Source organism: Sphaerisporangium corydalis (assembly GCF_025506355.1).
Classification (GTDB): domain Bacteria; phylum Actinomycetota; class Actinomycetes; order Streptosporangiales; family Streptosporangiaceae; genus Sphaerisporangium; species Sphaerisporangium corydalis.
The window spans coordinates 1-7,985 of record NZ_JANZYP010000123.1; the positions used below are offsets into that span (position 1 = coordinate 1).

Below are 7,985 nucleotides of genomic sequence, written 5' to 3' on the forward strand. Positions count from 1 at the left end.
TCATGTATTGGAGGCGGGCGGGGGGGTAGTCGGGGTCGAGGGGGAGGTAGGCGGCGCCGGTTTTGAGGATGGCGAGCAGGGTGGTGGGGAGGTGGGTGGTGCGGGGGAGGCAGACGCCGACGAGGTGGTTTTGGCGGACGCCTTGGTCTTGGAGGAGGTGGGCGATCTGGTTGGCTTGGGTGTCGAGCTGGGTGTAGGTGAGGTGTCCGTCGTCGCTGGAGACGGCGAGGGCCGAGGGCGACTTCCGGGCCTGCTCGGCCACCAGTTCGTGGACGAGCGCCCCGTCGAAACCCGGTCCGGTCGCGTTCCACGTGGTGAGTTCGTGCTGCTCGCGGGCGGTGAGGAGCGGCAGGTCGGAGACCGCCTGGTCCGGGTCGGCGGTGACGGCGGTGAGGAGGGTCCGGTAGTGCCCGGCGAGGCGTTCGATGGTGTCGTGGGTGAACAGGTCGGTGCGGTATTCGATGATGCCGTGCAGGCCGTGGTCGTCCTCTTCGAGGGACATGGTGAGGTCGAACTGGCTGGCGCCGGCGGTGGGGTGGATGGGGGTGGTGGTGAGGCCGGTGAGGTCCGGCTGGTCGGCGGGGGTGTTCTGCAGGGCGAAGGCGACCTGGAACAGCGGGGTGCGTGCGGGGTCGCGGGTCGTCATCAGGGCGTCCACCAGCCGGTCGAAGGGCAGGTCCTGGTGGTCCAGGGCCGACAGGGTGGTGTCGCGGGTGTGGTCCAGGAGCTGCTTGAAGGTCGGGTCGCCGGTCAGGCGGGTGCGGACGACCACGGTGTTGACGAAGAAGCCGACCATGTCCTCCAGCTCCGGCCGGTCGCGGCCGGCCAGCGGTGTGCCCACGCTGACGTCGTCCTGCCCGCTGTACCGGGAGAGCAGGGTGGTGAAGGCCGCGAGCAGCGTCATGAACAGCGTCGCGCCTTGCTGGTGTCCGGTCTGGTGGATGGCGGTGACCAGGTCGGGGGGGAGGTGGAAGCGGTGGCTGTGGCCCTGGTAGGTCATGGTGGCGGGCCGGGGGTGGTCGGTGGGCAGGTCCAGTACGGGTGCGTCTTCGAGTTGGTGGCGCCAGTAGTCGAGGTGCTCGGTGGCGGTGTGGTCGCGTTGCCAGGTGGCGTAGTCGGTGTACTGGACGGGTAGCGGCGGCAGGCCGGGTTCCCGGCCCGTCGCCAGGGCGTTGTAGGACTCGGCGAGTTCGCGGCGCAGGATGTTGAGTGACCAGCCGTCGGCCGCGATGTGGTGGACGACCAGCGCCAGGACGTGGTCGTTCTCGCCGACCCGGATCAGGTGGGCACGCAACAGCGGCCCCTGGGCCAGGTCGAACGGCTCGTGCAGCAGATCGTGGAGCAGCCCCTCCAGATCCAAAGGCGCATGAAGCGGCCCGTCCGGGCCGGACGGCGCGTGGAGCCGCCGGGCCGGGCCGGGCGGCGTGTGGAGCCGTCCGACCAGGTCGGCGGACGCGTCGGTGAGGGTCAGGGCGAAGTCGCCGGCCGGGCCGGCCGTCTGCGCCGGGTCGCCGGTGGGCGCGGTGAAGCGCAGCCGCAGGGCGGCGTGCCGCCGCCACAGCGTGCGGACCGCCTCCTGGAGGGCCTCGGTGTCCAGCTCGCCGTGGAGGCGGAGCACGAGCGGGATGTTGAACACCGCCGCGCCCGCGTGCAGTTGTTCGACGAACCACAGCCGCCGCTGCCCGTAGGACAGCGCGGACGGCCCCGATCCGTCGCCCGCCGGGATCGCGGGCCGCCGCCCGCCCCGGCCGGAACCGGCGTCCGTCGTGCCCGGACCGGCGTCTGCCGTGCCTGAGCCGGCGTCCGTCATGCTCGAACCGGCGTCTGCCGTGCCTGGGCCGGTGTCCGTCGTGCTTGAGGCGGTGTCCGGTGTGGTGGGGTCTACGGACGGGGCCAGGCGGGCCACGGTCCTGGCTTCGAAGACCGTTCGCACCGTCACCCGGACCCCGAGGACGTCCCGGATGCGGGCGACCAGGCGGGTGACCATGAGGGAGTGGCCGCCGAGGGTGAAGAAGTCGTCGTCGATGCCGACGCGGGTCAGTCCGAGGACGTCGGCGTACAGGGCGCAGAGCATTTCCTCGCGGACGTTGCGCGGCGCCCGTCCCGAGACGGCGGTCCCGGCCTCGGGCGCCGGGAGCGCCCGGCGGTCCAGCTTGCCGTTCGCCGTGAGTGGCAGCCGCTCCAGCACGACGAACGCCCCGGGGATCATGTACTCGGGCAGCCGCCGGACGAGCCCGGCGCGCAGGTCGGCGGGCGTCACGCCGGCCGGGGTGACGTACCCGACCAGCCGGTCGCCGTGGACGACCACCGTCGCGGTCTCGACGCCGGGCTGGCCGCGGAGCGCCGCCTCGATCTCGCCGAGCTCGATGCGGTACCCGCGCACCTTGACCTGGTCGTCGCGGCGGCCGAGGAACTCCACGGCCCCGTCGGGCAGCCACCGGACGCGGTCGCCGGTGCGGTACAGCCGCCCGCCGCCGGTGGTGTCGAACGGGTCGGGCACGAACCGCTGAGCCGTGAGCCCGGGGCGGTTCAGGTAGCCCCGGGCCAGCCCCGGCCCGCCGACGTACAGCTCGCCCGCGACCCCGGCCGGCACCGGCCGCATGTGCTCGTCCAGCACGTACACCCGCGTGTGCCCGATCGGGGAGCCGATCGGCACCGACGCCCGGGCGGTGTCGGCCGGGCGCAGCTCCCGGGTGCAGGTGAACGTCGTCGCCTCGGTGGGCCCGTACCCGTTGATGACCAGCGTGTCCGGCAGCGCCTCCAGGGCCCGCCGCACGTGCGCGGGCGACAGCGCCTCCCCGCCGGCCAGCAGGCGGCGCAGCGGGCGCAGGTCGTCGATCCGCTCGGTCACCATCTGGTGGAACAGGCCCGCGGTCAGCCACAGCGTCGTCACGCCCTCGGAGCGGATCGCGTGGCCGATCTCGTCCAGCGACGGCCGGGCCTCGGGGAAGACCGCCAGGCGGGCCCCATTGGCGAGCGCGCCCCAGATCTCGAACGTGGACGCGTCGAACGCCAGCGGCGCCAGGTGCAGGAATACCTCGTCGGGGGCGAAGCGCGCGTACGACGTCTCGGTCACCAGCCGCGCGACGGCGGCGTGCGTGACGGCGGCGCCCTTGGGGGTGCCGGTGGAGCCGGAGGTGTAGATGACGTAGGCCAGGTTGGCGGGGTCCACCGGTACGCCGGGCGCGTGGCCGGGCGCCTCGGACAGCTCGGCCTCGTCCAGCACCAGCGTGCGCGCCGACGGCAGCCGGTCCGCCAGGCCGGCGGTGGTCAGCACCACGGTGGGCGCCGCGTCCGCCAGCATGAACTCCAGCCGTTCCGCCGGGTACTCCGGGTCGAGCGGAACGTACGCCGCGCCCGCCTTCAGCACCCCGAGCAGGATCACCGGCAGCTCGGCGTCGCGCGGCACGCACACCCCGACCAGGTGCTCGGTGCCCACCCCGCGCGACCGCAGGACGTGCGCCACCCGGTTGGCCCGCGCGTCCAGCTCCGCGTACGTCAGCTCGGCGCCCGCGCACGACACCGCGACCGCCGACGGCGACGCGGCCGCCCGCGCCGCCACCAGCTCGTGCACCGGCCCGCCGGTGAATTCGGGCCCGGCGCCGCTCCAGGTGGACAGGATCAGGTCCCGCTCGGCGGCGGGCCAGTACGGGAGCTCCGGCGCGGGGGTCTCCGGGTGGGCGGCGATCGCCTCCAGCATGCCGCCCAGGTGCCGCCCGTACCGCTCGACGGCCTCCTCGTCGAAGTGGGCGCGGTCGTAGAGCAGTTTGAACGACAGCGCGTCGCCGTCGCGCGCGACGACGGTCAGCGGGTAGTTCGTCCACTCCCTGACCCGCAGGCCGGCGAGCACCGGCCCCGGGCGGCCGGTGGCGGGGTCGTCCAGGTCGCGCGGGTAGTTCTCGAACACCACCAGGCTCTCGAAGATCGCCGAGCCGGGGTCCAGGTCGGACCAGCCGTGGATGTCGACCAGGGACGCGTGGTCGTGGTGGCGGGCGCGGTTCTGCCGCGCCTGGAAGCCGCGCAGCCATTCGGCGCAGGGGGCGGAGCCGTCGATCCTCGCGCGGACCGGAAGGGTGTTGATGAGCGGTCCCACGATCGACTCGACGCCCTCGATCTCGGCGGGCCGCACGGCCACCGTGGTGCCGAACATGACGTCGGACTCGCCGCTGTACCGGCCGAGCAGCATCGCCCACGCGCCCTGGACCAGGGTGTTCATGGTGAGCCGGTGCTCGCGCGCGCAGGCGCGCAGCCTCGCCGTCGCGGCCTCGGACAGGGCCAACCGATGCTCGGCGAACCCCGTCGAGGCGTCCCGAGACGAGCCGTTCCGAGACGAGGCGTCCCGAGACGGGCCGTTCGGAGTCGGGCCTTCGGGGGACGAACCGTTCCGGGACGAGCCGTCGCGAGCCGCGCCGGGGGAGTCCGGCCGTGGGGTGCCGGAGGGGTCGGCGAGGGTGGTGGCCCGCTCCAGGCCCGACAGCTCCGCCCGCCAGAAGGTCTCGGACGCGGCGTCGTCCTGCCGGGCCAGCCACGCGATGAAGTCGCGGAACGGCCGGGCACCCGGCAGGACCTCGGGCGCGTTCCCGCCCGCGAGGGCGGCGTGCCGGTCGAGCACCTCCTCCAGCACCAGGGGCATGGACCAGCCGTCGAGCAGCAGGTGGTGGAAACTCCAGATCAGGTGGTGCTCGGCCTCGCCGAGCCTGGCCAGGGACACGCGCATCAGCGGCGCCCCGTCCAGCCGGAACCGCAGGGCGCGGTCCCCGGCCAGCGACGCCTCGACCAGGTCCCCCTGCTCGGCCTCCGAGGCGCCCCGCCAGTCGTCCTCGCGCCACGGCAGCGCGGCCTCGCGCGTCACGACCTGGACGGGCTGCTCCAGTCCCTCGGACAGGAAGGCCGTGCGCAGGATCGGGTGCCGGGCCACGACGTCACGCCACGCCCGCCGGAACAGGACGGGATCGAGCTCGCCGCTCAGCCGGCAGCTCACCTGGACGCCGTACACCTCCCGGTCCTCCGACCGTAACTCGTGCAGCAGCATCCCCGCCTGCAGCGGCGAGAGCGGGTAGACGTCCTCGACCTGGTCCATGTTCATGTCAGTCCCTCGTCTCAGGGTCGTCGCCACCGGCCGTGAGCAGCCGCGCGAGCGTGTCGGCGTCGCGCCGGCTCATCTGGGCCAGCGGGAAGGCGGAGGCCGCGAGCGGCGCGGGCGCCCCGGCGTCGGCCGCGTACGCGCGCAGCCGGGTGAGGAAGGCGCCCGCGAGCCGTTCGACGGTGGCGTCGTGCAGGCTTTCCGCGTCGTACGCCCAGCAGAAGCGCATCGTCCCGGCGGTGACGAACCCGTCCACCTCCAGCAGGTGCGGGCGGGGGTTGCGCGGGCCCCGGTCGCCGGTGTCCGACTCGCGGACCAGCCGGAACAGCGACGACCCGGCGGGCGAGGCGCCGAACTGCCCGAGGTAGTTGAACGCGACCCCCGGCGTGGGCACGCGTTCCAGGGCGGCACCGAACGGGTCCCGCTCGGCGAGGTGGCGCAGCAGGCCGAAGCCGACGCCGCGGCGGGGCACCGCGCGGAGCTGCCGCCGGACGGCCCGCAGCTCCTCGCGGGCGTCCCGGGTCCTGCCGAGGTCGAGCAGCACCGGGAAGATCGAGGTGAACCAGCCGACCGTGCGGGAGACGTCGATGTCGTCCCCGAGCGGTTCGCGGCCGTGCCCCTCCAGGGTGAGCAGCAGCGAGCGCGAGCCCGTCCAGGCCGCGAACGCCTGGGTGAACGCGGTGAGCAGGACGTCGTTGACCTCGGTGTGGAACGCCTTGGGCGCGTCCTGCAGCAGGCCGCGCGTGTGCCGCTCGTCGAGGGTCACCCAGAGCCGCCGCATGGTGGCGACGGTGTTCGGCCCGCCGGGCCGGTCGACCGGCAGCGGCGGCGGGGGCTGCGGCACGCGGCGGCTCCAGTACGCGAGCTCGTCACGCAGTTCGGCGGACGTGCGGGCGTGCGCCGCCAGATGCCGGGACCAGGCGAGGAAGGACGCGGTCTTGGCCGGGAACCGCACCGGTTCGCCGCGCCGCAGCAGCAGGCACGCCGTCTCCAGGTCCTCGACGATCACCCGCCAGGACACGCCGTCGACCACCAGGTGGTGCACGACCAGCGACAGCAGGGACGGCTGCTCGGCGCCGCCGTCGAACAGCACGGCGCTCAGCAGCGGCGCGCCCGCCAGGTCGAGGCCCGCCTGCGACCGGGCGATGACCCGCTCCATGTGCTCGGCGCGCCGGTGAGCCGGCACCGAGCCGAGGTCGACGACCTGGACGGGGACGCGGGCGGGGGCGGGCGCGTGGCTCTGCCGCCAGTCCGCCCCGGCGCGGGTGTACCGCAGCCGCAGGGCGTCGTGGTGGCCCACCACGCGGGCCAGCGCCTCTTCGAGCACGGTCGGCTCGACGTGCTCCCGCAGCTCCAGCAGGAACGTCTGGTTGAAGTGGTGGGGTTCGGGGAGCTCCTGGCCGAAGAACCAGCGCTGCACGGGGGTGAGCGGGACCTCGCCCTCCACGGGGCCCTGGTCGGAGCGGGCGGCGTCGTCCGGGCGGTCGGCCGGGTCGTAGGGGCGGGCCGCGGCGAGTTCGGCGATGGTCGGGTACTCGAAGGGGTCGCGCGGGTTCAGCCGCAGGCCGGCCTGCCGCGCGCGGGCGACAAGCTGGATGCCCACGATGGAGTCGCCGCCGAGGGCGAAGAAGTCGTCATCGACGCCGACCGACGGCAGGCCGAGGACGTCGGCGTAGATCCCGGCCAGCAGCTTCTCGGCCGGGCCACGGGGTTCGTGCCGGCCCTCGGGGTCCATGACCGGTTCGGGCAGGCCGTCCCGGTCGACCTTGCCGTTCGCGTTCAGCGGCAGCCGGTCCAGCACGACGAACGCGGCCGGGACCATGTACTCGGGCAGCCGCCGGGCGAGCCCGGCGCGCAGGTCGGCGGGGGCCGCGCCGGCCGGGGTGACGTACCCGACCGACCGGTCGCCGCCGCTCGGTGCGGGACGCATCACCACGTACCCGACCAGCCGGTCGCCGCCGCTGGGCGCGGGACGCATCACCACGGCCGCCGTCTCCACGCCGGGCTGGTCGCGGAGCGCCGCCTCGATCTCGCCGAGCTCGATGCGGTACCCGCGCAGCTTGACCTGGTCGTCGAACCGGCCGAGGAACTCCAGGTCGCCGTCCGGCAGCCAGCGGACGCGGTCGCCGGTGCGGTACAGCCGCCCGCCGCCGGCGGTGTCGAACGGGTCGGGGACGAACCGCCGCGCGGTGAGCCCGGGACGGTTCAGGTAGCCGCGCGCCAGGCCGGGGCCGCCGACGTACAGCTCGCCCGCGACCCCGGGGGGCACCTGCCGCATGTCCTCGTCCAGCACGTACACCCGGGCGCGGTCGATCGGGGAGCCGATCGACGGGGAGGCGCCGGGCGGTCCTGCTGCGGGGGGCACCACGCCGGAGGTGGTGACCACCGAGTACTCGGTGGGCCCGTAGTTGTTCACCAGGGTGAACGGCAGGCCGGGGCGCGGGTGGCGGTGCAGCGCGGCGCCGCCGGTCAGCAGCAGCCGCAGCGGGGCGGACGGCCAGGGAAGGGCGAGCGCCTGCTCGGCCAGGGGCGTGGGCAGGAACGCGACGGTGACGCCACGGTCCAGCAGCCAGTCACGCAGGTGTTCGGCGGAGGGCCGGATGCCCTCGTCCGGCAGGTGGACGCACGCGCCCGACGCGAGGTAGGGCCACAGTTCCCAGCCGGCGGCGTCGAAGCCGAGCCCGGCGACCAGGCTCGCCCGGTCGGCGGCGGTGACGGCGAAGGCCCGGCGGTGCCAGGCGACCAGGCTGACGATCCCCCGGTGCGGGACGGCCACCCCCTTGGGTTCGCCGGTGGAGCCGGAGGTGTAGATGACGTAGGCGAGGTCGCCTGGTCCGACGTTGGCGGTGGGTGGGTGGTGGGGTGCGGCGGTGATCTCTTTTTGGTCGAGGATGAGGGTGGG

At 74.5% G+C, this 7,985-nt stretch carries 2 protein-coding genes; both read right to left on the reverse strand.

What is annotated here, in order from left to right:
• The coding region (locus tag NYZ98_RS40810; protein ID WP_262850865.1) for a non-ribosomal peptide synthetase at nt 1-5,086 on the reverse strand (5,086 nt) is incomplete at its 3' end.
• 1 nt (nt 5,087) lies between these two features.
• Nucleotides 5,088-7,985 (reverse strand): amino acid adenylation domain-containing protein (locus tag NYZ98_RS40815; protein WP_262850867.1); only part of this gene is annotated, 2,898 nt, incomplete at its 5' end.